Source organism: Ottowia thiooxydans DSM 14619 (assembly GCF_000422885.1).
Lineage (GTDB): Bacteria > Pseudomonadota > Gammaproteobacteria > Burkholderiales > Burkholderiaceae_C > Ottowia > Ottowia thiooxydans.
On the sequence record NZ_AUGX01000011.1, the window covers coordinates 63,483 to 86,595 of the forward strand.

Below are 23,113 nucleotides of genomic sequence, written 5' to 3' on the forward strand. Positions count from 1 at the left end.
CACAGCGATTGCATGAAATTGAATGCTGAAGCTTGGTTAATGGATGTGACGGCATGAACCCAGCTTACGAACACAACGGCCAACCCTGCTCCCGCGAGGCCTTTTATGCCATTGCCTGCGACCCTCGCCGAAGTGCGGCGGTCGAAGCGTGCGCAGGGGCCGGCAAGACCTGGATGCTGGTTTCGCGCATCCTCAGGGCTTTGATAGATGGTGCAGCGCCGCACGAGATTCTTGCCATCACCTTTACCAAGAAGGCCGCTGGCGAAATGCGCCAGCGCCTGCAGGAATGGCTCGCTGACTTTGGTCAGGCGAAACCTGCCGAGACCCAAGCAGAGTGGGCAGACCGTTTACGGAAAGAGCTGATTGCACGAGGTGTTCAGCCCGCGGCCGTGGGCGCGCAAGCTGAACGCCTGCAGGGCCTTTATCGCTCAGTCCTTGAGCAGGCTCGGCCGGTACAGATCCGCACCTTTCATAGCTGGTTCGCAGCGCTGCTGCGCACGGCACCCTTGCAGGTACTCGATGATTTGAATTTGCCTTCGGCCTACGAGCTGCTTGAAGACGATCAAGACGCGGTGGCTGAAGTGTGGCGCCGTTACCTGCGCACTGTGGCAGTCGATGAGGTGCTACGTGCGGACTACTCGGCGCTGGTGTCAGCGCATGGGCGCCACCAGGCTCACCAGGCGTTGCACGCTGCGCTTTCTCGGCGAGTTGAGTTCAACATGGCAGAGGCGGCGGGTGTACTTGATGAAGCGGTACCCCCATTTGAAGCGGTGGTTCCCGAATTGGCGGGCTTGTCTCAACCTGCCGATTCGCTCGCCTCGGAGTCCGCGCGGGCACGCTGGCTGGAGCGTGCAGCCTCCTTGGGTGGGCAGTCCAACAAGACCCCACAGAAAGCAGCGAACGCCATCATCGATGCGTTTGACTTAACCGATCTTCCTGCCCGCCTGGCTGCGTTGCGCAAGGCCTTTTTCGTCGCCAGTGAAGACCGCTTGACGCAGCACCTGAAAAAATTTGATGCCGCTCAAGCGGCTGAGGCTGAGCTGCAGCGTCTGCTGCTTGCCGCCTGCCAGTATCGCGGTCGATTGCATCAACAGAGGCTGGTGAGGCTGTCGCGCTGTTTGATTGATGAGTTCGCGAAGCTGAAACGCGAGCGAGGCTGGATCGACATGGGCGACATCGAACGCGCGGCGCTCACCATGCTGAGCGATCCGGTTCTCTCGGGTTGGGTGCAAGAGCGCCTGGATGCACGTGTTCGCCACCTGCTGATCGATGAGTTTCAAGACACTAATCCGCTGCAGTGGCAAGCCCTGAATTCATGGCTCTCAGGTTACGCTGGTTCGGGTGGCGGAAACACCGCTCCGAGCGTATTTATTGTGGGCGATCCCAAACAAAGCATCTATCGTTTTCGGCGTGCAGATCCGCAGGTGTTTGTCGCCGCCAGGGAATTCGTGAAGAACGCTTTGGGTGGTGATCTGCTGGCGTGCGATCACACCCGACGCAACGCCCCCGGGGTGCTGGAGACGGTCAATACCGTGATGCTGGCTGCGCAGGACGCAGGTGAGTTCACGGGTTATCGCGCGCACACCACGGAATCCAATATTCAAGGTGAGATAAAGGCCCTGCCGGCCATTCCACGCCCGACACGTACGGGCACTGCAGATGCTGATCCGCTTTTCTGGCGCGACAGCCTGAACGCTCCGCGCACGGTGTTGGAAGACACGCTGCGCACGCTGGAATGCCGCCAGGCGGCGCAATGGATCGCTGCGCAAGTGCAGGCCGGTGTCGCCTTGCGGGAAATCATGGTTCTGGCGCGTAAGCGGGAGCCACTGGGAATTTTGCAGGCCGAGCTTCGACGCATCGGGATTGCCTGCGAGCAACCAGAAGAGCAAATTCTTGGAGAGCTGCCTGTCGTGCAGGATGTGCTCGCCTTGGTCGACGCGCTGATTTCTCCTGATCACAACCTGTCGCTGGCGCGCGCGCTCAAGTCACCTTTATTCGGTTTGGGCGATGATGATCTGGTGCGTATGGCGGTGGCTGCGCGTGCTGATGCCCACAGAGGCCTCAATTGGCTTGATTTGCTGCCCCACGTGGCGCTTGATGCTGCCGACGGAGCCGCCTTGCATGCCGCTTTAACGCAATATCAGCGCTGGCTCACAAGCTTGCCTCCGCATGACGCCTTGCAAGCCATCTATAGCCACGGCGACGTTCTGGCGCGCTACGCCGCCGCCGCACCTGCATCCGAGCGAGACCACCAGTTAGTGGAGTTGCGCGCGCTGCTCGCCGCCGCATTGCAAGTAGGTGGTGGGCGTTACCTGACGGCCTACCAACTGGTTCGCGCCTTGCGCCGCCAGCGCGTCGCCGCGCCGCGCCAAGCCAACCCTGATGCCGTGCGCTTGCTGACAGTGCATGGTGCCAAGGGGCTGGAGGCCAATACCGTGCTGCTGCTTGATTCCCAAGCCGCTCCGCCACGGGCCAAGAGCATGGGCGTGTTGATCGAATGGCCTGGTGAGTCGCCCGCGCCGCACCAGTTTATTTTCGTGGAGAGTGAGAAGGAAATGCCCCCCAGCGCTTTCGATCTCGCGTCAACAGATCGTTTTGACGCTGCCCGCGAGGAGCTCAACGCGCTCTACGTCGCCATGACCCGGGCTCGCGAACGCCTGGTGCTGTCCAGTGTGACGCCTCATACGCAACCGGCCAACAGCTGGTGGCAGCGCATTGAAAAACTGGCGCAAGCAGAAGAGGCTCCCAGCGCTGAATATTCGGATGAGTTGGTGGAGCAGGCCTCATTTGAGTTGCTCGAGGTGCCTCCGCTAGCGGGACTGCAAGCACTCCCCGGGGGGGGCGATGTCGTTGTAGCGACCATCGCGCCTGAACCAGAGGCCAGTGAGGCTTCCCGCTTGGGCCAAGCCATGCATTGGCTGTTGGAGCACGCGGCCGATACCCCGCTTGGCTGGCGGCCCGAGCGGGTAGGCCAGGCTATTCAGCGATTTGATGTCAGCGCAGAACAGGTGGCTCGCGCTGAAGCGCTCGCTCGCCGAATATTGGAGGGTGAGGGTGCCTGGGCGTGGAACACCGACCACGTCATGGAGCATTTCAATGAGGTCGAATTGCTCCACGAAGGCCAACTGCTTCGCATGGACCGACTTGTGCGTCGCCGCGCAGGCCCGCATGGGCCGCAAGCCTGGTGGGTGCTTGATTACAAAAGCGCAGCCAGACCTGAGAACGATCCTCTGCTGCTCGCGCAACTGGCACGGTACCGCACGGCAGTTCAAATGGTTCACCCGGAGCAGGTGGTGTTTGCCGCCTTCCTGAGCGCGGACGGGCGTATGGTGGTTGCGGCAGATGCGTAGCTTGCTACTACCGGATATGACGTCAAAGGCGGATACTTTGAACTCCATGGAGATGACAATGCACGAATTCAAGAGCATCGATCAAGACGGCAACACCGTGAAAGTGCGCACCCGGGCAGGGGAGATCGTCGGGCGTGTGCTTGGCAAGCCTGACGATGCCTTAGGCCAAGCAGGGTGCTGGATGAATGTGCCCTATGCCCGCGCGCCGGTGGGACCCCTTCGCTTTTCTCCACCTCAGCCACTTCCCAAATCCGGCAATCAATCTACCCAGGTGGATGCGCGCTCTCCCGATCCCATCGTGGCGCCGCAACTGCCTTCGCGGCTGGAAGACGTACTCGGCAGCTTCGCAGGAACGCAACAGGAAGACTGTCTGCGTCTGAACATCTGGTCGCCTCTTGAAGCACTGGGTAGTCAGCCGACCCGCCCCGTGCTGGTCTGGCTGCATGGTGGTGCCTGGATTACCGGGGGAGGGGGGATTTCCTGGTACGACGGCACCCAGTGGGCGCGAGAGGCCGGCATCGTCGTGGTTGGTGTCAACTATCGATTGGGTGCGTTGGGCTGGCTGGCGGGAGATGACGCCGAACAGAACAACCTGGGTTTGCAAGATAGCCAAATGGCGCTGCAGTGGGTGGCTGAACATATTGGCGCCTTTGGCGGCGATCCCAGCCGCGTGACCGTCATGGGGCAGTCGGCCGGAGGCGACAACATCGGTGCGCTCATGCAATCGCGCCGCTCGTTGCTCTTCCAGCAAGCCGTTTTACAGAGCGCTCCTCTTGGCAGGGAGCTGCGCACGCTGGAAGAGGCGCACGCGATTCGCCAAGTGGTGATGCAGCAGTGGGGCGCGAGCAACCTGAATCAAATTCAGCAGTTGCCCTTGGATGCCTTGCTCAAAGGCCAGTCCAATCCCGCCGTGATGGCGCAAATGAAAGCACTCGGCATTGCGGGCCAAGCCTACATGGTGGTGGCAGACGACTTTCACGTGAACGCCGAAGGCCGCGAGCGCTATCTAAAGTCAGCCGCACGGGTACCGAGCATCGTGGGCGCCACGACGGATGAGATGACCGCGTTTCCGGACATGCAGCGCGTGGATTCGGATTTGGCCATTGGTCGCCGGATATTCAACGCTGGCGCCGAACGGTGGCAACGCGAGGCCGAAGCCGCTGGCCAAAAATGCTGGCGCTACGAGTTCCAGTTTGGTCCCAACCCGCGCTATGGGGCCTGCCATTGCATTGAGTTGCCATTCACGTTTGGCACTTTGCCTGCGTTTTCTGAGGCCCCAATGCTTGTGGGAGGCCATGCTGCCCAGATGGACGCCTTGTCGCGCCGGTGGCGTGGCGCTTTGCAGAGTTTTGTCATTCAAGGCGACCCGCTTTGGCCAGAACGCCAGGGCGGCGTCCATAACGTGGATGCCGCGCACTGATCGCTAGTCATTTCTGAACCCCTTTCGAACCCTCTGGAGCTCATATGTTTTCATCGTCAAAAGCGCCGAGACCCCTTACCCGCCGCGACTTGTTGCAGCGCGCTGCTGCGGGGGCTGTGGTGGTGGGCGCTCCGGCATCGGTTTTTGCCCAGGAAGCATGGCCTCAAAGGCCTGTGACCATGATGGTGGCCAATGCTGCCGGTGCACCGGTTGACGTGGCCATACGTCTGGTGGCCAAGGAACTGGAAGCCAAATGGGGGCAGGCAGTGGTGATCGACAACCGAGTAGGCGGTTCGGGCTTGGTGGCCTTGCGCACACTCGCGCGTGCCAAACCAGACGGCTACACCTTCGGCACCTTGTTTGGCGCCATCTACACCACCTTGCCATTTGCCGTGGAGCAGATGGAGATGGATCCGCTTACCGCGCTGGATGCGGTGAGCCTGGTGGCGCGCACCCCATTTGTCTATATGGTCGCGAAGGAAAGTCCACTGCAAACCTGGCAGGACTATGTCAAACTGGCTCGTCAGAAAGACACGACGGTGGGCTCTTATTCCGTTGGTACTGCGTTCCATTTGACTTGGGCGCAAACGGCCCACGCCGCCGGCATCAAGGCCGTCTATGCAGCCTCGCCCACCGCCGGGAAGACTCAGATGGATTTGATTGGGGGATTGCTGGACATTGCCCTGGACGCGCCGTCCAGCGCCAAGGGTCTGATCGAAACAGGTCGAGTTCGGGCACTGGCTGTGACCAGCTCCAAACGCCTGCCCATGCTTCCCGACGTTCCCACTCTGGCCGAGCAGGGCCTACCTGGCTTCTCCAGTGATCCCTGGTTTGCCATGGCCGCACCTAAAGGCGCGCCGGCAGCCATTCTGGCCAAGGTTCAGCAGGATTTGAAAGAGGTTATGCAGCATGCGTCCCTGCGCGAGCGGCTGGAAGGCATGGCGATGGTGCCGGTGGCCTCGACTGCAGCGCAGATGCGAAGCGTCATTGAAGGCGATCGCAAAGTGATTGAGCCACTGGTCAAGCAACTGGGCATTCGCATGTAAGAGCGGCTTCACGCTCTCAGCATAACGTCGCCCGGGTTGACGTACGGCGCGAACGGCGGAAACTCTCCAAAAGTAATTGAGGAGAAAAACGCCGAATCAGCCGAGACGCTGAGCCCGCCAACGGTTGAGGCCGTAGCGGATCAGGAATGCGCAGCCCAGTACCAAAGCGAACCAACCAGGCAAGTAGGCTTGGCGCAGGATTTCTGCCATGTCGGGCGAGCGCGCAAAATGTGGCCCAATCAGAATGACTAAGCCGATGAGGGCGCAAATAACACCCTTGAACAACAGTTCGGAATCCTGTTTGCTCTGGGTTGTTTGGTTGGGAGAGGGCATGAAACATTATCCCTTGACGCGTGCCTGCCCCTCATTCGTGAAACTACGCAACGCGTTTGAGGCCACATCGCAGGCAGCGCACACAAGCTTGGCGGTTGCTGGTCCAACCAGCAACCGCCAAGCTTGGTAACCTCAGGTGTTCGAATGAACGTTTTCTGATTGAGCCAAGCTTTGCTGATCCCACCCGTTTCCATTGCCATCATCGGCGCCGGACCTGCCGGCCTCATGGCCGCACAGGTCCTTTCTGAAGCCGGCCTGCAGGTCGACCTGTTCGATGCCATGCCGTCTGTTGGCCGCAAGTTCCTGCTGGCAGGCCGTGGCGGGCTGAACTTGACCCATTCCGAACCCTACGAAGCATTCGTCTCCCGCTACGGTGCGCGCCAGTCAAACATCGCTCCACTTTTGCAAGACTTTGGTGCTGATGCGTTGCGCGCCTGGGCCACTGAATTAGGGGTGGAGACCTTTATCGGCACCTCCGGGCGCGTGTTCCCCAAGGAAATGAAAGCCGCGCCCCTGTTACGTTCATGGTTGCAGCGCTTGCGTCACCCTGGAATGGGCGGCGTGCCGGTGCGTTTTCATATGCGGCACCGTCTGGTCGACTGGGCGCCGGTTGCTGAGGGCGGTGGTGGGGATTTTCGCTTTCAGACTCCAGCGGGTGAGGTGTGCGTACAGGCAAACGTCGCGGTGTTAGCCCTGGGAGGTGCCAGTTGGCCTCGGCTCGGATCTGATGGCGCCTGGGCACCCTGGCTGGCCAAGCATGGCATCGATGTAGCGCCACTGATCCCAGCCAATTGTGGCTTCGACGTAGCTCTTACGGCGGCCCGTCGAACCGAGCAGACTGAGCCTCACGCGAATGAGGCCGCTCAGCCGCAAGAGGGGGGCTGGTCAGCCTATTTTCGCCAGCGTTTCGCAGGGCAGCCGCTTAAATCTGTCGCCATCACTGTTCAGGGCGATGATGACGCTCCAGCTTTTTATCGGCGCGGGGAATTCGTGGTAACTACCACCGGTGTTGAAGGCAGCTTGGTCTATGCGGCTTCTGCGCTGCTGCGTGATGAGTTGGCGGCACGGGGATCGGCCACGATGCTACTGGACTTGCTGCCCGCGCATACCTCTACGCAGGTGCTCTCCGCTGTGCAAGCACCACGTGACGGCCAAAGCCTGGCCAATCACCTGCGTCGTCGCCTGCGGCTTGATGGCGTAAAAACGGCGCTGCTGCACGAGTTATTGCCGCGCGAATCGCTGCGAGATCACGATTTGCTCGCCCGCGCCATTAAAGCCCTGCCGGTGATTTTGGCTGCGCCACGCCCCATTGAGGAGGCTATCAGTACGGCAGGTGGAGTGCGCTTTGAAGCGCTTGATGAAGCATTGCAGATCAAACGTGTCCCCGGGGTGTTCTGCGCCGGTGAGATGCTGGATTGGGAGGCCCCTACAGGCGGCTATCTGCTGACAGCGTGCATGGCCAGTGGCGTGCGAGCGGCTCGGGGGGTACTTGCGATGGAAACGAAGGCGGCCTGAGGCAAGAGCGAGATCGAGAGACGCCAGAGGTCATTTCTGGTGTCGAAGCGCCCGCGTGAATAGTGGCACGCGAAACCAGTTAGCAAAAATGGGGACGCATCAAACAAAAAGGAGCGCATAAAGCGCTCTTTTTTGCATGTTCAGAAACTAAGCTCTGAAGTCTGCGGAAGCCAGGCGAATCAGAACCTATAGCCTACAGACAACGCCGCAGTGGTCGGGTTTAACCGAGCGTCTATGGTTTGCCCGCTCGATAAGGTCGTGGTGGTCTTGATGAAGGTCTTGCCAATCATCGCCTCAATGAACCAGCGCTCATTGATGGAATACACCATGCCGATGATCACCGTGGGCGCGAGCTTGGACTGAATGCTTATGCTCGTAGGAACGCTGGGTGATCCACCGGTAATCGAGCTGAGCGTATTGCTGGCAGTCTCCTTGAAGAACTTGGCGTAGGTCAGGCCGCCGCCAATGTACGGACGAAATTTGGCGTTCGCTGCACCGAACCGATACTGTCCAAAAACGGATATCGGCAAGCTCTTGGTGTGTCCAAGCTCTCCGGCACCTCCTACGGCGCCAGCGCCCACGATCTTGTGTTTGAAGGGCAAGGCCAGGGGAACGTCGACCGCGATGTTGTCAGTCACCATGTAGGTAATGCCACCGCCGAGTTGCGTGGCAGATTCCACATCGATCTTGGAGCCTGGCAAGCTCGGAGCGGTCAGGTCGCCACTTGAGACTGAAGGGGCAATGTGGATAGCTCCCAAGCGAACCTGAAAGGTGCCTGCACTTTGAGCGAACGCGCCACCCGCTGCGGTAACTGCCACCACAGCCATGAGGGAATGTGAAATCTTGCGGAAGGTTTTCATGATGGGCTTCTTATTCAAATTTATGACGCCGAGCCATCACAGCCAGCCGGCCTTGGCCAGATCAACGGTGACCATCTGGGCCATCAACTGATATCCGTACGGAGTGGGGTGGAAGCTATCCGCAAAGGCATACGTCGTCCACCAGTTGGTACCGCCAGTGCTCCCTGCGGGAGGTGTCATGGCAGACAGGGAAGCGGCCGTACAGGTGGCGAAGCTGTATGTAGGCAAGCCATCGCTTCCAACGCCGCTAGGTGGGCAAGCTGGCGTGGTTACGTTGGTGAGGCCGTATTGTGCGGGGTTCTTCATTTCGTTGACGAAATTCGTGTAGAAGTCGACCACGATCACGCGCTTTTCTGCACCCACCTCTTGTGCCAGGCGAGCGTTGAAGGTTTGAACCCACACATCAAACAGAGCTCCTGCCTGTGCGCTGGCTGCTTCGCCTTGCGCAGCCGCAATGGCTTTCAGAACCATCTGGAAGCGGGGGGTGAGCGTGACAGGCGGCATGTTCAGAACGGCCACGTGTTCGGCGCCCTGATCAAGTGCTTGCGACTTGATGGTGCCGTAGAGCAGGTCAGCCAGCGCGGTCATGTAAGCGCCGCCTGCTTTTTCAGCACCCTGAGGCTGGGCCATTAGCGCTTGTAGAGTGGCTTGTGGCAATAGCGAGCCGAGCAACGCTGCATAGGCTGCGCCCCCATCCCTTGCGGCTCCAATGTAGGCGCCGATCAGGTCAGCTGCATCGTTGCCGCCGCCATCAATCAGAACAAGATCGCTTTTCTGGAAACCGGTGCCGGCCTTGGCAGCATCAGTGATCTGTTTGACCACCGACAGGGGGCTTTGCTGTCCGCCCGGTTGCGTGAAGGCGTTGATGCGGCCTCCACCAATGGCGAAGCTGGTGCAGCCTGGAGTGGGCGTGAATCCGCTGCCGTTGAAGCGGTAATAAGCGCACATGGGAGACGCGCCCACGTTGGCTGCCACACGCTCAGTCCAGATCACATTGGGTTCGCTGCTGCTGCCCTGAACGGTGAATGTGCGGGACATACCCGGAATGCCTGCAAAGGTGCCGTTGTCAGCCAGGCTATCGCCCATGACCTTGACGGTCTTGATGCCCGCCGGATTGCCCGCCGGCTCTGTACCACCGCCACCACAGGCGGCCAAAATTGCACAAGCGGCCAGTACCGGCAAAGTCCAAAGGTTTCGTTGCATAGCTGTTGTACTCCTCAGATGGGCAAAAGTAATTCTTTAGTTACGGCAGAGATATTAGCCTATGAATCACTGAACCTGGGAGTGGGGAAACCCGTGTAAGCTTTTAGACCATATAAAAAGGCGCGCGGGATCGCCTGCTCTGTGAGTGAGCGATCACGTTCTTTGGTTATCCAGGCAGGCTGCAGCTCAGCCTAAGCCGCGCCCTAATACGGCGCGAGGTACGGGCGATTTCGGTGAAAAACACTACAACATCAGAGGCTCGCGCGGCAAGCCCTGATGATAAAAATGAATTCTTTATTACTAATCCAATGAACTGACTATGCAACTCCCACGCATAGATACTTCATCTCCAGGTACTCATCAATACCGTGTCGTGAGCCCTCTCGGCCCAAGCCGGATTGTTTGACTCCGCCAAAAGGCGCCTGCTCCACTGAAATGATGCCGGCATTGATGCCCACAATGCCGTATTCCAGTGCTTCTGAAACGCGCGTAATGCGGCCGATGTCGCGTGCATAGAAATAGCTGGCCAGCCCGAAGATGGTGGCGTTGGCGGCATCAATGGCTTCCTGCTCCGTCTTGAAGCGGAAAACGGGTGCCAGCGGGCCGAACGTTTCCTCGCTTGCCACGAGCATCTTCGCCGAGGCATTGGCGATGACCGTGGGCGGGTAGAACTGCCCGGCAAGCTTTTGACCGCCCGTGACTACCTTGCCGCCTTTCTTGACTGCATCAGCCACGTGCCTGGCGACTTTTTTCACAGCCGCATCTTCGATCAGCGGACCTATGGTGACGCCTTCTTCAAAGCCGTTACCGACTTTCATCTTCGCCACTTTGGCGGCCAACTTTTTGACAAACTGGTCGTAGACGCGGTCTTGCACGTAAAGGCGGTTGGCGCAGACGCAGGTCTGGCCGGCGTTGCGGTATTTGCTGGCAATGGCGCCCTCCACAGCGGCGTCAATGTCAGCATCGTCAAACACAATGAAGGGCGCGTTGCCGCCCAACTCGAGCCCGAGCTTTTTGACGGTAGAAGCGCATTGCGCCATCAGGATACGCCCGACTTCAGTGGACCCTGTGAAGGAGAGGTGGCGAACGATGTCGCTCTCGCAAAGAACCTTGCCGTAGGCGGCGCTATCTGTTCCGGTGATCACATTCAATACACCTGCAGGAATACCTGCACGCAATGCCAGCTCTGCGGCGGCCAGCGCCGTGAGTGGGGTGAGTTCAGCTGGCTTGATGACCACCGGACAGCCCGCGGCGAGCGCTGGTGCCACCTTGCGCGTGATCATGGCGAGAGGAAAATTCCAGGGGGTGATGGCAGCGCACACGCCTATGGGCTGGCGCAGCACCGAAAGTCGTTTTGTGGGGTCAGAGGTGGCCAGTGTTTCACCGCCCACACGTTTGGCTTCTTCAGCGAACCACTCGACAAAGCTCGCCCCGTAGGTGACTTCACCCCTGGCCTCGGCAAAGGGCTTGCCCTGCTCGGCCGTCATGATTCGGCCCAGATCATCCTGATTGTCCATCAGTAGCTGAAACCATTTCATCATGATGGCATGGCGCTGCTTACCCGTTTGTGCGCGCCAAGCCGGCCAAGCTGCGTTTGCGGCAGTAATGGCATTTTTGACATCTTTGGGCTCTAGATCGGCCACATCAGCCAGCACTTGGCCAGTGGCTGGATCTGTCACTTCGAAGCGCTTCTTGCCCTTGATCCACTTGCCGTTGACAAGGCCATCGGTCTTGAGAAGGCTGGGGTCCTTGAGTAGAGCGAGGGGGTTGGGTTTGACGGTCATGGGGTCTTTCAAAAATGTCTTGAGGCGATTTTAGGCAGGGGTAGCAAGCGATAGCGACGTCTACAGCAATGGCGAGGCCAGCCGCGCCACAGCTTCAAAGAGCCGCTGTGGTGCAGGTGCGCGGCGCTGCGGATGCACCCGTTTGCAGTCCGAGAGGTCCTGTTCGAACATCGCTGCCAATTGTTGGTTGAAATCAGCGCCGAACACGGCAGCCGCTACTTCGAAGTTGAGCCTGAAGCTGCGGTTGTCGAAGTTGGCGGATCCCACCATGCCGTAATACTGGTCAATCAATAATGTCTTGGCGTGGAACATGCGCCCTGTGTATTCAAACACCAATACACCCGCATTTTGAAGTTCCTCGAAATACGAGCGCGCAGCTGCGGTGACTACCCTTGAATCGCTTTTCTCGGGCACCATCAGCTTGACCGAAACTCCCCTTAGCGCTGCGTTGGTCAGCGCCATCAGTGCAGACTCCGTGGGCACGAAATAGGGCGTGGCAAGCCATATCCGTTCCCTTGCCATATGGATGGCATCGATCATGGCGCGGTGGATGGCTTCACTGTCGTTGTCGGGCCCGGAGGCCACGATATGCACGTGCACCGAGCCAGGTTTGTCATCGGGCAGCATGTCCTCATCCGTGATCTGCCGGCCTCCTGCATAACCCCAGTCTTGCAGGAACAGGTATTGCAGCCACCTTACGGCGCCGCCGCGCAGCAGAAGATGAGTGTCGCGGTAGGCCTCTTTGGGGCGCACACGTTCGTTCTCGTCATCTGTAATGTTGATGCCGCCCAGCAGGCCTGCGCGCCCGTCAATGATGGCGATCTTGCGGTGCGTGCGCAGGTTGACCAGGGGTCTAAGACGGTCCAGCTTACGTGGGTGGAAGATCGCGAACTGCCCGCCCGCCTTGAGGTAATCAGCCAAAAACCTGTTCCCGCTGCGCGAGCAAAGTCTTGACGAGCCGATCGCATCAACCAACAGCCGTACCCGTACACCTTCTCGCGCCTTGGTAGCCAGCGCCTGTAGCACGGCCTGCCCCGTAATATCAGGCTCAAAAATGTAGTATTCCAGGTGGATATGCTTTTGCGCGGCAGAGATCTCTTGCAGCAGCGTATCCAGCGTGGTGGCTCCGCTGGGTAAGAGTTTGACTTCCTGGCAACTCGCCAGTTGAAGGCCACAGCTGCGCTCGATCAATTCAGCATGCTGAAGCGCCCAGATGGGAGGTTCAGGCCGGTCTTTGCGCAGGGTTTTTAGATCTTCCTGGGACATCAACGCCGCCCGCTTGTGCCAGCGTTTGAGTCGCTGCCGCTTGACACGCTGCGGGCCAAAATACGCGTAAACCGCCAAGCCCACAACGGGCAGGAGGTTCAGCGTGATGATCCACGCCAAAGTGGACACCGGTGCGCGGCGCTGCATCACGATCCAGGTCGTCAGCACAAGGCTTGATAGCGTCCATATCCACCCGAGCCAGTAGGTCCAGGCGTGGCCAGCGATCGTCCATTCGGACAGGTTCATTTTCCGGCGGCGACTTAGTTATCGAGCCAGCTGATTGGCCCAAACATCCGCGTTGAATCCCACCGTCACATCCTCAGCCACTGGCGTCCATTCCACCACCGGTCGTTTGATCACGCTGGGCTGTGCCAGCATCAAGGTGGCGGCGCTTTTGGCATCGTGAATTGCGGCCTGTTCTGCTGGTGTCAGTTTGCGCCAGGTCGTGCCCTGACGATTGAGTAATTTCTCCCATCCCACAGCTTGTATCCACCGCTGAAGCTGAGCTGGCGGCACCCCATCTTTCTTGAAATCGTGAAAGCGATGGGTAACATCGTGCGCGGCCAACCAGGTGCGTGATTTTTTCACGGTGTCGCAATTGGGAATGCCGTAAAGCGTCAAGGAAGTGGTCATAGCGGCGATGATGCCACGCCTCGGCGAGAATCCTCTTATATGAATACTCTTGAAGACTGGCTCGCACACGCTGAGCGGTTGCATCCCAAGGCCATCGACATGGGCCTGGACCGGGTGCGCGCTGTGGCCGAACGCATGGCGCTCGGCTTTTCCTGCCCGGTGTTCACCGTGGCGGGCACCAATGGCAAGGGGTCCACCTGCGCCATGCTCGAATCCGTCCTGGAGCGCGCCGGCTGGCGTACCGGGGTTTTTACCTCGCCGCACCTGGTGCACTTTGAAGAGCGTTGCCGGCTCCATGGTGAACCCATCAAGGCGGAGGCGCTGATCGCGTCCTTTGAACGAGTGGAGTCGGCTCGGGGAGAAATTACCCTTAGTTACTTTGAGTTCACTACGTTGGCGATTCTCCATGCCTTGGCCAGTGCAGGCCTGGACGCGGTGATTCTGGAAGTGGGCCTGGGTGGGCGTCTGGATGCGGTAAACATCATCGATACCGATTGCGCCATCATCACCAGTATTGATATCGATCACGCCGAGTTACTGGGTGATACGCGCGAGAAAATCGGGGCAGAAAAGGCTGGCATCCTGCGCACGGGCCGCCCGGCCATCATCAGCGATCCAGTGCCTCCGCAGAGCGTGATTGACCGCGCCCGCGAGATCGGAGCGGATCTTTGGTTGCTGGGCCGCGACTTCAATTACAACGGTGATCCCCAGCAATGGGGCTGGGCCGGGCGTGGAAGGCGTTACGCCGGCATGGCTTACCCTGCACTGCGAGGCGCTAACCAGCTCCTCAATGCTTCTGGTGTGCTGGCGGCGGTGGAGGCCATGCGCTCCCGCCTGCCCGTGACCGCTCAGGCTGTGCGCAGCGGATTGGCGCTGGTGCAGTTGCCGGGGCGCTTCCAGGTGGTGCCCGGCCAGCCGGCGCTGGTACTGGATGTGGCGCACAACCCACATTCCGTTGCCGCGCTGGCCCTCAATCTGGATGCCATGGGGTTCTTTCCCACCACCCACGCCGTCTTTGGTGCCATGGCAGACAAGGATCTTGCTCCCATGCTGGAGCGCATGGACCCGATCATTGATCGCTGGTATTTCACCGATCTGCCTACGCCCCGTGCTGCGGCCGGTTCTGCTCTGCAGGCCGCCTGGCAAAACATGACGCGTCGCAAGGATGCATCTGCGAGCGTTTATGCGGATCCGCAAAGCGCTCTGCAGGCCGCTGCGGGGGCTTCTACCCCCGCTGATAGAATCGTCGTCTTCGGTTCGTTCTACACGGTGGGAGATGTGCTGAGGCACGGCGTGCCCCGCCTTCATGCTGGCCGCGCTGGCGACTAATAAATGGCGTTCTTCAAGTTCCGGCTGCGCGGGCAGCCCGCTGATTCGATCCCCCCAACAAGACGCGGGTCTTCCAAGAGCGCAGCCGCGCCAACGGAAACCGTAGAAACGCTGCGGCGCCGAGCGCGGTACCGCCTCATTGGCGCCGCCGTTTTGGTGGGCATTGCCGTGATCGCGTTTCCCTTGCTGTTTGATACCCAGCCGCGCCCAGTGGCGTTGGATGTACCCATCACCATTCCAGATCGCGAGCGAGTGGCCCCTCTTACGCCGCCTGGCACGCCAGGGCGTACCGGACAGGTTACCGCCGCGGCAAGTTTGGATGCCCGCGAGGAAATGGTGGCGGAGAACTCCACTGCTCGTTCGCCCACGCCACCGCATGTAGCCCCAGTGGCCCCTCGCGTGGAAAAGCCCGTTGAGCGCACCCCTGAGCGTGTCTCGGAGAAGCCCGCCGAAAAGCCACCAGCAAAGCCAGTGGAGAAGCCGGCTGAAAAACCTGCGGAAAAACCGGCCGAGAAGCCAGCGGAAAAACCTCCCGAGCGCAAACCCACTCCCACGCCCGTAACACCTCGCACCAGCGATGCGCCTTCGCGCGAAAGTACTGATCGCAACTCGGCTGAACCACGTGCACGCACCGATGATGCAGCTCGCGCTCGTGCTTTGCTAGAAGGTCGCAGCCCCGACCGGGCCACTGCGGCACGGCCCGAGGCCAAGCCCTCAGCGGCTGCAGGCGCCGGTCGCTTCATTGTTCAGGTGGGCGCGTTTGCGGATGCCAGTTCCGCTCGCGAAGCGCGCAGCAAGGCCGAGCGCGCTGGCGTCAAAACTTACACACAGGAAGTCGATACGCCGCAGGGCAAACGCATTCGCGTGCGGGTCGGCCCCTACTCCAGCCGAGAAGAGGCTGACAAAGCCGCTGCCGCGATCAAGAAATCCGGCTTGCCGGCCTCAATCCTCTCGCTTTGAGCGGCGTCGACTGGATTTGCCTCACCGTGGCCGTCGCCTCGCTGCTTCTGGGCGCTTGGCGGGGCTTCCTATACGAGGTGCTGGCGCTCGGCAGCTGGGTATTTGCTTTTTTTGCCGCGCGCTGGGCTGCGCCCGTAGTGGGCCTTTGGCTGCCTATGGGCGAATCCCCCGAAGGCGTCCGCTATGCCGCCGGTTTCGCGTTAGTGTTCATCTCGGCAGCTTTTCTGGGCGGCATGCTGGCATGGGCAGCGCGCCGCGGCGCCACGGCTTTGGGCGTGCGCCCTGTAGACCGCGTGTTTGGGGCTGTATTTGGCGCTGCGCGCGGTCTGGCCCTGCTCTTGGTAGGTGCGGCCATCATCGGCATGACCCCGGCGCGCGAAGCGCTTTGGTGGCAGGAGTCAGTTAGTGCCCACTGGCTGGAAGCCACCCTGGGTGCGCTTCATCCCATGCTGCCCGAGCCTGTCGGAAAGTATTTCCCACCATCATTGGGGGAGCAAGGTGATCGCAAATAGCCCCTACTGCCCTGGCGGTCAGCTTGAAATAGCCCTTGCGCGCCGCCATTGTTTAAAAATCTCGCCGCTTGAACCATGGCTTCGGCCTGACAATCGGAGTTTCGACCTTTCACCCTTACCCTAGGAGCAGCACCCAATGTGCGGCATCGTCGGCGTTGTCAGCAACGCACCAGTCAATCAGCTTATCTACGACGCCCTGTTGCTATTGCAGCACCGCGGGCAAGATGCCGCAGGCATCGTGACGCAGCATGAGCGCAAATTCTTCATGCACAAAGCCAAAGGCATGGTGCGGGACGTGTTTCGTACCCGCAACATGCGTGCGCTCCCCGGCGCTTCGGGGTTGGGGCAGGTGCGCTATCCCACCGCAGGCAATGCCGCTAGCGAGGAAGAGGCGCAGCCCTTCTATGTGAATGCACCTTTTGGCATCGTGCTGGTGCACAACGGCAACCTGACCAACGCCCACGCCCAGAAAGCGGAGCTTTTCAACACCGACCATCGGCATACCAACACCGATAGCGATTCCGAAGTACTGCTGAACGTGCTGGCGCATGAACTCGAGAAAGCCACGCGTGGCACCCACTTGAGCGCCGCTGAAGTATTTACCGCCGTGGCCGGAGTGCATCGCCGTGTGCGGGGCTCCTACGCGGTCATTGCTCAGATTGCCGGGCATGGCCTGCTCGCTTTCCGTGATCCCTATGGCATCCGGCCTCTATGTATGGGTCGCAGCAGCGATGGCACCGTCATGCTCGCCAGCGAATCGGTCGCGCTTGAGGGCACGGGCCACGTTTTTGAGCGGGATGTCGCTCCTGGCGAAGCCGTGTTTGTCGCCCTGGATGGTACGGTCCACGCCCAAAGCTGTTCCGATCATTCGCAACTGTCGCCTTGTATCTTCGAGTTCGTGTACCTGGCCCGGCCTGATTCCGTGCTGGATGGCATATCTGTCTATCAAGCGCGGCTGAACCTCGGCAAAACCTTGGCCAAACGCGTGGTCTCCATGGTGCCGCCTGATGAAATCGATGTGGTGATCCCCATTCCGGAATCCAGCCGCCCAAGCGCTACCGAACTGGCCCATTGGCTGGGCAAGCCTTACCGCGAAGGTTTCGTGAAAAATCGCTACGTGGGCCGCACCTTCATCATGCCCGGTCAGTCTGTGCGCGCGCGTTCAGTGCGCCAGAAGCTCAACGCGATCGCCAGCGAATTCGAAGGCCGCAATGTGCTGCTGGTAGATGATTCCATCGTGCGTGGTACCACTTCTCGCGAAATCGTCCAGATGGCACGCGAGGCCGGCGCTCGCAAGGTTTACCTGGCGAGCGCAGCGCCTCCTGTACGCCACCCTAATGTCTACGGCATCGATATGCCCACCAAAGAAGAGTTGGTGGCTCACGGCCGTACACAAGAGGAAGTGCGCCAACTGATCGGTGCAGATGCCTTGATCTACCAGGACGTTGATGCTATGAAGCACGCGGTCGGCGCGCTCAATTCAAGCATTGGCGATTTCGATGCGTCGTGCTTCGATGGCGTCTACGTCACCGGCGACATCACTGATGGCGATATCGCCCGCTTGAACGAGCAGCGCGTGGTTCCTCAGCAGGAGGGTGAGGAAGATACCTCGCGCCTGTCCTTGCCAAACGCCACCCCGGTTTGAAGGCGAGCATTCGATGAATACAGGTTCCAAACCCTCTCCTGATCTACCCGAAGGTCTGCACCCTGACACTCTGGCCGTGCGTGTGACCGTGCCTCGCAGTCAGTATGGGGAGCACTCCGAGGCGGTATACCTCACCAGCTGCTTCGTGCAGCCGGATGCGGAAACGTCTGCGCGCCGGTTTGCCAGCCAGGAAGAGGGCTACACCTACACGCGTACTGGTAACCCTTCTGTGACCAGCTTCGAGCGTCGGTTGGCAGCGCTCGAAGGGGCTGAGAGTGCCGTGGCCACTGCCAGCGGCATGTCTGCCATTCTGCTGATGGGCATGGGTTTGCTCAAGAATGGTGACCACGTGATCTGCTCGCAGTCCATGTTCGGCTCCACCATCAAGATGTTTGGAACCGATTTTGCAAAATTCGGCGTAGAAACCTCATTCGTTTCTCAGACTGACCCTGCCGCATGGCAGGCTGCGGTCAAGCCCAACACGCGGCTGCTGTTCGCCGAAACACCCACCAACCCTTTGACCGAGGTGTGCGACATCGCCGCACTTGCGGCCATTGCACACGATGCGGGTGCACTCTTGGCTGTGGACAACTGTTTCGCCACCCCCGTTCTGCAGCGCCCCCTTTCAATGGGCGCCGATCTCGTGATCCATTCCGGTACCAAGTTCCTGGATGGCCAGGGCCGTGTGATGGCTGGCGCCATCTGCGGGCCAAGCAAGTATGTCGACCAGATATTTGCTCCCTTGATCCGATCAGCCGGCATGGTGCTGTCACCCTTCAATGCCTGGGTGGTCACCAAGGGGCTCGAAACACTGTCTCTGCGTGTCAAGGCGCAAAGCGCGAATGCCCTGCAAATCGCCAGTTGGCTGGAGCAACACCCCGCCATTGAGCGCGTTTTCTACCCCGGGCTGCCTTCCCATCCCCAGCATGCGCTCGCGATGGCCCAGCAGTCCGGTATCGGTGGTGCGGTGATCGCTTTCAGTGTGCGGGGTGATTCACCGGAGCAAACCAGGGCGCGTGCATTCCACGTGATCGACAGCGCTCGCGTATGCAGCATTGCCACCAACCTGGGCGATGTTAAAACGCTGATTAGCCATCCTGCCAGCACATCTCATGGCCGCCTGACGGAAGAACAAAGGCAGGCAGCTGGTGTGGTGCAAGGTTTGATCCGTTTGGCTGTTGGCCTTGAACACGTTCCTGATATTCAGACCGACCTGGCACGTGGCCTGGACAGTTGCCTGGCCATAGCCTGATTCCCACTTACTTGAGCGCTAGCTCCTTGTGCCTTTGCGGCATAAACGATTGAAAAATGTCAGAAAAACCGTCTTCTACTTCCCAGCGCGTGCGTACTCGCTTTGCGCCTTCGCCAACGGGTTTCATTCACCTGGGAAATATCCGCTCGGCGTTGTATCCCTGGGCTTTTGCACGCTCGCAGGGGGGTGATTTCATCCTGCGCATAGAAGACACGGATCTGGAGCGCTCTACTCAGGCAGCCGTTGATGTCATTGTCGAAGGCATGGCCTGGCTCGGACTCGATCATGACGAGGGGCCCTTCTACCAGATGCAGCGCATTGATCGGTACAAGGAAGTGCTTGCCCAATTGCAAGCCGCCGGCCATGTTTACCCCTGCTACACCAGCGTGGCTGAGCTAGACGCCCTGCGTGAACGCCAAATGGCCGCCAAGCAAAAGCCTCGCTACGATGGCACTTGGCGCCCCGAGCCAGGAAAGACGTTGCCGCCTGTGCCTGAAGGCGTGCAGCCGGTACTGCGCTTCCGCAATCCCTTGGACGGCATCGTGGCCTGGGACGACAAGGTCAAAGGCCGCATCGAAATTGCCAACGCCGAACTGGATGATCTGGTGATTGCGCGCCCTGATGGTACGCCCACCTATAACTTCTGCGTGGTCGTGGACGATATTGACATGCGCATCACCCATGTGATTCGCGGCGACGACCACGTCAACAACACGCCACGGCAGATCAACATCTTCCAGGCCCTGGGCCACGAAATTCCCATCTACGCGCATTTGCCCACCGTGCTGAACGAGCAGGGCGAGAAGATGAGCAAGCGCAACGGTGCGAAGCCCGTTACGCAATACCGTGACGAAGGCTTCCTGGCAGATGCCATGGTCAACTACCTTGCGCGCCTGGGTTGGAGCCATGGCGATGATGAGCTCTTCAGCCGTCAGCAGTTTCTCGAATGGTTCAACCTCGATCACCTGGGCAGGAGCGCTGCGCAATTTGACGAAGCCAAGCTTCGTTGGGTCAATGCGCAGCACCTGAAAGCCATGGACGATACGGCCCTTGCCGCATTGGTAGCCACGCAGCTACAGCAGCGGGGCATTACCCCGGACGATCGCTTGGTGGCCATCTGCGGCCTGTTCAAAGACCGGTGCGAGACTACCGTTGCCCTGACCGATTGGGCGCAGGCTTTCTATACAGACCTGCAACCAAGCGCGGACGACTTGGCTACGCATGTCACGGACGCTATCAGGCCCGCGCTGACTACCCTGGCCGATCTCCTGGAGAAAGCCACCTGGGACAAAGCTTCCATCGCGGCTGCCATCAAGCAGACTCTATCGACGCACAGCCTCAAGATGCCCCAACTGGCTATGCCTGTTCGTGTACTGATCATGGGTACACCGCAAACTCCCTCGGTGGATGCCGTGCTCGCACTGCAAAATTCCAAAAAAGTTTTGGACAGTTTGCGTAAGGGCTGATTTTCATCGTATACTTCGAGGCTCGACACCCAACGGGGGTATAGCTCAGCTGGGAGAGCGCTTGCATGGCATGCAAGAGGTCAGCGGTTCGATCCCGCTTACCTCCACCAAAGTGTCGAATTGGTTAGTTCCAAGGTTTTGACCCTATCGTCTAGAGGCCTAGGACATCACCCTTTCACGGTGAGTACCGGGGTTCGAATCCCCGTAGGGTCGCCAAGTTTGGCTGCACTTGAACTCGAAAGAGTTACAACGCAGCTACCAACGCGGAGTGGTAGTTCAGTTGGTTAGAATACCGGCCTGTCACGCCGGGGGTCGCGGGTTCGAGCCCCGTCCGCTCCGCCAACTTATAATGCCCTGTTGCTAAGAAATTAGCGGCAGGGCATTTCTTATCCATGATTTTTGGGTAAGAATGTGTTCGTTTGATGACCCTATCGTCTAGAGGCCTAGGACATCACCCTTTCACGGTGAGTACCGGGGTTCGAATCCCCGTAGGGTCGCCAAGTTTGGCTGCACTTGAACTCGTAAGAGTTGCAACGTAGCCACCACGCGGAGTGGTAGTTCAGTTGGTTAGAATACCGGCCTGTCACGCCGGGGGTCGCGGGTTCGAGCCCCGTCCGCTCCGCCATAGTTTGAAAGCCTTGCAGGTCAATGATCTGCAAGGCTTTTTAATTTCTATTCCAAAGTTTGGAATATGACTTCTTGGTGAGACCTTTGGCCTATCCCGTGGGCGTCGGTGTCCGAATTCAGCTTGTCCGGCGTGCACTGCCCTTGGTAGGTCAGTACTGCAGGCTTAAAGCCCGGTCGGCCATGTAGTGGTCAGACTATGGGCAAGATTTATCCTTGTGCACAGAGTACACGCCACCCCGCAGACAAGTATAGAGAATGAGGTTCTTAATGGGCAATAGCAGTCCTGGGTGACTGTTTTTCCCCTTAACTCGTAATGTCTCGATGTAGTCCAGAAGTGTCTCGCCCTTTGTGTTTGGCATGTTGAGAATCTTTGGAAAGATCTGCGGCTCTTTTCTCTTCCGTGAGTAATACAGCCAGATGCTATGAAGGAAGTCAGCACGAGATTCAGGAGCATCTGCGATTGAGTGAATCATCGGACTTTTCACGGCGCGGGAATAGTTCTCTGACTGGCACTTATTGTGAAAAAAATACTCGTCAGCGGGAAACGGGGATTGCTCGAACTCTTTAATCAGGCTCCCCACCAACTCTTTTGGAGTCTGGTCAAATTTCATGCAATATTTTTCGATGTAGTCTTCTTGTGTGGGTTCAGTTTCCGCAGATGTGGCAGTCGCGAACATTAGGAGCGTGAGCGACAGTGCAGCAAGTTTCTTAAAGTTGAATGGTTTGTTCATCTGCAATTCCATAGGTTGGCGAAATTTTGCATGATGAGAACTGACCACGCAATAGTTCTTACTTAACTGCTGTAAGCCAAGCAAAATTAGCCGAGCCTTAAACTGAGGAGGACCTCCGTCCCGCCTAGTTCCATGTGAAGGTAAAAGCTTGGACTGGTCCTACGCTCCGAGTCCGAGGCTCTCTCGATATCACCGAGACAGAGAGCAATGGGTAATGAGCGCCATGGTTAGAGTCAACCACGGCCAGCATATTGGTCGCCCAAGTTTTCGTTCGCATGTCCGAGCCAACGTGCCATCTACCGTAGATTGACTTGGCGGTTCGCCATATTCACGAGTTGCACAAGTGCAGGCCCGATGCTCTTCAAGAGGTCCGTCTGGTTTGCGCGGTATCCCGGCACGGCACAGTTGAACAGCAAATTCCGCGGGCCGTACTGGATCGTTGACGCAACGCCCACTGCCAGTATCCCCATGCCCGCATCCCCCAGGTTGATCGCAAAACCTCGCTTTGGGTATTGAGAGAAGCTGTCCTTGAGACCCTCGGAGGATCGGCTGAACTCATCTGGTCGCTCCTGCTTTGCGCGCGCGAGAAACCCGGTACGTTGTGATGCGGTGTGCTGAGACAACCAGCTGCGTCCCATTGCCGTCTCCACGATTCCCCGCACGGCGCCGACGGCCGGTCGCATCAGCGTGCCGCGCTCGTGCGCGCATGACTCCACGTAGACCACGTCGAGGTCCATCGCCACGCCGACGGACACGGCGCCTTCGAAGCGCTCTGCCATTGACTGCATGGCGGGCCTCAGTTGCGTGATCAAAGGCATGTTGACGACATAGGGGTAACCCAATGTCAATGCGGCGGGGCCGATGAAATAGCGGTCCAGGCGATCGTCATGATCCAGGAAGCCCATCGCTTGCAGACTTCGACAAAGGCGGCTGACCGTGGGGCGGGGTAGGCCCAGGCGTTCCGCAAACTCGCTGTTGGCGTGTGCGCGAGGGTCGTGCACAAAGCACTGCAAGATCATGAGGCCCTTCGCCAGGGTGCCCGAAAAATAGGGGTCGTCGTCGCGCACCTTTTGCAGGTCCGTCCGGGTTTTGATTTGGTGCAGGGCTCGGTGTTCTGGCATGCACCATTCTGAAGGCAGCGTGGTGCACTGGCAAATCGTCGTTCCAATAGTTGAAACTCT

General features: G+C 59.2%; 18 protein-coding genes and 5 tRNA genes. 15 read left to right on the top strand and 8 right to left on the bottom strand.

Annotation, left to right across the window (positions count from 1 at the left end; genetic code table 11):
* The first annotated feature begins 53 nt into the window (after positions 1–53).
* Genes G518_RS0109715 through G518_RS0109725 form a run of 3 tightly spaced genes read left to right on the top strand, consistent with a single transcriptional unit; the run spans position 54 to position 5,816 of the window.
* A complete protein-coding gene (locus G518_RS0109715) occupies positions 54–3,350 on the top strand; it encodes a UvrD-helicase domain-containing protein (RefSeq protein WP_028602371.1) in 3,297 nt (1,098 codons plus the stop codon).
* A gap of 58 nt (positions 3,351–3,408) precedes the next feature.
* Complete coding sequence (locus tag G518_RS34555; protein WP_051236329.1) at positions 3,409–4,770, top strand: carboxylesterase family protein; 1,362 nt, start codon at positions 3,409–3,411, stop codon at positions 4,768–4,770.
* Between the two features lie 44 nt (positions 4,771–4,814).
* Entirely contained in the window at positions 4,815–5,816 is a 1,002-nt protein-coding gene (locus G518_RS0109725) for a Bug family tripartite tricarboxylate transporter substrate binding protein (RefSeq protein ID WP_084651642.1), read from the top strand.
* Positions 5,817–5,912: 96 nt separating this feature from the next.
* Here G518_RS0109725 and G518_RS0109730 read toward each other — a convergent pair whose 3' ends face one another.
* On the bottom strand, positions 5,913–6,149 hold the full coding sequence (locus G518_RS0109730) for a hypothetical protein (RefSeq protein ID WP_028602373.1): 237 nt from the start codon (positions 6,147–6,149) through the stop codon (positions 5,913–5,915).
* A 171-nt stretch (positions 6,150–6,320) separates the two neighbouring features.
* On the opposite strand from G518_RS0109730, the gene G518_RS0109735 reads away from it, so the two are divergent.
* Positions 6,321–7,664 (top strand): TIGR03862 family flavoprotein, encoded by a 1,344-nt coding sequence (locus G518_RS0109735; protein WP_028602374.1) that lies wholly within the window; start codon positions 6,321–6,323, stop codon positions 7,662–7,664.
* A 179-nt stretch (positions 7,665–7,843) separates the two neighbouring features.
* On the opposite strand, the gene G518_RS0109740 is transcribed toward G518_RS0109735, so the two are convergent.
* From G518_RS0109740 to G518_RS0109760, 5 genes are all read right to left on the bottom strand, one after another.
* Positions 7,844–8,524 carry an OmpW/AlkL family protein gene (locus tag G518_RS0109740; protein WP_028602375.1) on the bottom strand — a complete coding sequence of 227 codons (681 nt, stop codon included), beginning with the start codon at positions 8,522–8,524 and terminating at the stop codon, positions 7,844–7,846.
* Between the two features lie 36 nt (positions 8,525–8,560).
* On the bottom strand, positions 8,561–9,727 hold the full coding sequence (locus G518_RS0109745; protein WP_028602376.1) for an SGNH/GDSL hydrolase family protein: 1,167 nt from the start codon (positions 9,725–9,727) through the stop codon (positions 8,561–8,563).
* A 317-nt stretch (positions 9,728–10,044) separates the two neighbouring features.
* Entirely contained in the window at positions 10,045–11,511 is a 1,467-nt protein-coding gene (locus G518_RS0109750; protein WP_028602377.1) for an NAD-dependent succinate-semialdehyde dehydrogenase, read from the bottom strand.
* 60 nt (positions 11,512–11,571) lie between these two features.
* Complete coding sequence (cls, locus tag G518_RS0109755; protein ID WP_028602378.1) at positions 11,572–13,023, bottom strand: cardiolipin synthase; 1,452 nt, start codon at positions 13,021–13,023, stop codon at positions 11,572–11,574.
* 18 nt (positions 13,024–13,041) lie between these two features.
* Positions 13,042–13,410: an ArsC family reductase gene (locus G518_RS0109760; RefSeq protein ID WP_036594200.1), complete on the bottom strand. Its 369-nt coding sequence runs from the start codon at positions 13,408–13,410 to the stop codon at positions 13,042–13,044.
* 39 nt (positions 13,411–13,449) lie between these two features.
* On the opposite strand from G518_RS0109760, the gene folC reads away from it, so the two are divergent.
* The 11 genes from folC to G518_RS0109815 all read left to right on the top strand — a co-directional run bounded on the left by folC (position 13,450) and on the right by G518_RS0109815 (position 21,199).
* The gene (gene folC, locus G518_RS0109765; RefSeq protein ID WP_028602379.1) at positions 13,450–14,739 is read left to right on the top strand and encodes a bifunctional tetrahydrofolate synthase/dihydrofolate synthase; all 1,290 of its coding nucleotides are present in this window, start codon (positions 13,450–13,452) and stop codon (positions 14,737–14,739) included.
* Between the two features lie 3 nt (positions 14,740–14,742).
* Positions 14,743–15,699: an SPOR domain-containing protein gene (locus tag G518_RS0109770; protein ID WP_028602380.1), complete on the top strand. Its 957-nt coding sequence runs from the start codon at positions 14,743–14,745 to the stop codon at positions 15,697–15,699.
* A complete protein-coding gene (locus G518_RS0109775; RefSeq protein WP_028602381.1) occupies positions 15,696–16,211 on the top strand; it encodes a CvpA family protein in 516 nt (171 codons plus the stop codon). The genes G518_RS0109770 and G518_RS0109775 overlap by 4 nt, the downstream gene beginning before the upstream one ends.
* A gap of 136 nt (positions 16,212–16,347) precedes the next feature.
* Complete coding sequence (purF, locus tag G518_RS0109780) at positions 16,348–17,856, top strand: amidophosphoribosyltransferase (protein WP_028602382.1); 1,509 nt, start codon at positions 16,348–16,350, stop codon at positions 17,854–17,856.
* Positions 17,857–17,869: 13 nt separating this feature from the next.
* Positions 17,870–19,108 (top strand): O-succinylhomoserine sulfhydrylase, encoded by a 1,239-nt coding sequence (locus G518_RS0109785; RefSeq protein ID WP_028602383.1) that lies wholly within the window; start codon positions 17,870–17,872, stop codon positions 19,106–19,108.
* A 56-nt stretch (positions 19,109–19,164) separates the two neighbouring features.
* Positions 19,165–20,574 carry a glutamate--tRNA ligase gene (gene gltX, locus G518_RS0109790; protein WP_028602384.1) on the top strand — a complete coding sequence of 470 codons (1,410 nt, stop codon included), beginning with the start codon at positions 19,165–19,167 and terminating at the stop codon, positions 20,572–20,574.
* Positions 20,575–20,608: 34 nt separating this feature from the next.
* Positions 20,609–20,684 (top strand) — tRNA-Ala (locus G518_RS0109795).
* 30 nt (positions 20,685–20,714) lie between these two features.
* Positions 20,715–20,790 (top strand) — tRNA-Glu (locus tag G518_RS0109800).
* A gap of 49 nt (positions 20,791–20,839) precedes the next feature.
* A tRNA-Asp gene (locus tag G518_RS0109805) sits at positions 20,840–20,916 on the top strand.
* Between the two features lie 82 nt (positions 20,917–20,998).
* Positions 20,999–21,074: transfer RNA gene (locus G518_RS0109810), tRNA-Glu, on the top strand.
* A 48-nt stretch (positions 21,075–21,122) separates the two neighbouring features.
* Positions 21,123–21,199, top strand: a tRNA-Asp gene (locus G518_RS0109815).
* A 196-nt stretch (positions 21,200–21,395) separates the two neighbouring features.
* Here G518_RS0109815 and G518_RS0109820 read toward each other — a convergent pair.
* Both G518_RS0109820 and G518_RS0109825 read right to left on the bottom strand, forming a co-directional pair.
* On the bottom strand, positions 21,396–21,932 hold the full coding sequence (locus tag G518_RS0109820) for a hypothetical protein (protein WP_156909332.1): 537 nt from the start codon (positions 21,930–21,932) through the stop codon (positions 21,396–21,398).
* Between the two features lie 296 nt (positions 21,933–22,228).
* A complete protein-coding gene (locus G518_RS0109825) occupies positions 22,229–23,053 on the bottom strand; it encodes an IclR family transcriptional regulator (RefSeq protein WP_051236331.1) in 825 nt (274 codons plus the stop codon).
* Positions 23,054–23,113: the final 60 nt, after the last annotated feature.

Excerpts from the sequence above, each read along its gene's own strand:
- G518_RS0109730 (WP_028602373.1), bottom strand. The coding sequence starts at position 6,149 with ATGCCCTCTCCCAACCAAACAACCCAGAGCAAACAGGATTCCGAACTG.
- G518_RS0109750 (WP_028602377.1), bottom strand. The coding sequence starts at position 11,511 with ATGACCGTCAAACCCAACCCCCTCGCTCTACTCAAGGACCCCAGCCTT.
- G518_RS0109745 (WP_028602376.1), bottom strand. The coding sequence starts at position 9,727 with ATGCAACGAAACCTTTGGACTTTGCCGGTACTGGCCGCTTGTGCAATT.
- folC (WP_028602379.1), top strand. The coding sequence starts at position 13,450 with ATGAATACTCTTGAAGACTGGCTCGCACACGCTGAGCGGTTGCATCCC.
- gltX (WP_028602384.1), top strand. The coding sequence starts at position 19,165 with ATGTCAGAAAAACCGTCTTCTACTTCCCAGCGCGTGCGTACTCGCTTT.
- G518_RS0109825 (WP_051236331.1), bottom strand. The coding sequence starts at position 23,053 with ATGCCAGAACACCGAGCCCTGCACCAAATCAAAACCCGGACGGACCTG.
- G518_RS0109785 (WP_028602383.1), top strand. The coding sequence starts at position 17,870 with ATGAATACAGGTTCCAAACCCTCTCCTGATCTACCCGAAGGTCTGCAC.
- purF (WP_028602382.1), top strand. The coding sequence starts at position 16,348 with ATGTGCGGCATCGTCGGCGTTGTCAGCAACGCACCAGTCAATCAGCTT.
- G518_RS0109740 (WP_028602375.1), bottom strand. The coding sequence starts at position 8,524 with ATGAAAACCTTCCGCAAGATTTCACATTCCCTCATGGCTGTGGTGGCA.
- G518_RS0109725 (WP_084651642.1), top strand. The coding sequence starts at position 4,815 with ATGTTTTCATCGTCAAAAGCGCCGAGACCCCTTACCCGCCGCGACTTG.
- cls (WP_028602378.1), bottom strand. The coding sequence starts at position 13,023 with ATGAACCTGTCCGAATGGACGATCGCTGGCCACGCCTGGACCTACTGG.
- G518_RS34555 (WP_051236329.1), top strand. The coding sequence starts at position 3,409 with ATGCACGAATTCAAGAGCATCGATCAAGACGGCAACACCGTGAAAGTG.
- G518_RS0109770 (WP_028602380.1), top strand. The coding sequence starts at position 14,743 with ATGGCGTTCTTCAAGTTCCGGCTGCGCGGGCAGCCCGCTGATTCGATC.
- G518_RS0109760 (WP_036594200.1), bottom strand. The coding sequence starts at position 13,410 with ATGACCACTTCCTTGACGCTTTACGGCATTCCCAATTGCGACACCGTG.
- G518_RS0109715 (WP_028602371.1), top strand. The coding sequence starts at position 54 with ATGAACCCAGCTTACGAACACAACGGCCAACCCTGCTCCCGCGAGGCC.
- G518_RS0109820 (WP_156909332.1), bottom strand. The coding sequence starts at position 21,932 with ATGAACAAACCATTCAACTTTAAGAAACTTGCTGCACTGTCGCTCACG.